Source organism: Brevundimonas sp. UBA7534 (genome assembly GCF_002479325.1).
Classification (GTDB): Bacteria; Pseudomonadota; Alphaproteobacteria; order Caulobacterales; family Caulobacteraceae; genus Brevundimonas.
The window spans coordinates 19,675-20,181 of record NZ_DLMO01000159.1 but is presented as its reverse complement, the minus strand read 5'-3'; the positions used below and the strand labels follow the sequence as shown (position 1 = coordinate 20,181).

General features: G+C 69.8%; 1 protein-coding gene. It reads right to left on the bottom strand.

What is annotated here, in order from left to right; translation table 11 throughout:
- Positions 1-308, bottom strand: a 308-nt coding sequence (locus B2U11_RS13235; RefSeq protein ID WP_292072377.1) for a cyclic nucleotide-binding domain-containing protein, incomplete at its 3' end; no start/stop codon positions are given.
- Between the last annotated feature and the right edge of the window lie 199 nt (positions 309-507).

Below are 507 nucleotides of genomic sequence, written 5' to 3'. Positions count from 1 at the left end.
AGGGCCAGGATTTCGGAATCGCGCAGGGCCACGACGCTGGCCGTGTGGGGCGTCCCGGCCAGCATCGCCATTTCGCCGACCGGCTCTCCGGCGCGGACGACGCCCAGGAACTGGGCCGGCTGGGCGTCCTCGACCCGGAACACGCCCAAGCGGCCCGAGCGGACCAGGTAAAGGGTGTCGGCCGGATCGCCGGCCTGGAACAGCGGTTCGCCGCCCGTCAGGGCGAACCAACTGGCGCGGTCGATCATCCGCCCCTCGAAGATCCGCGCGAGGGCGGTCTCCAGCGTATCGGGTCGAGGCGCGGCCATGACCGACATTTAGGCGCGATTCCGACCGGACGCGACAACCGCATGGCGTTTCAAGCGTTGCCATCACGAACCAGTGCGAGCGGACGGGGCTGACGGCATGGATGAGCGGATCTGGACACCCTATTGCGGCGCGGCCCCGGACCCGGCGGGCTGGCTGGCGCGATGGAACCTGGACCCGGTGCTGATCGTGATGATGGCC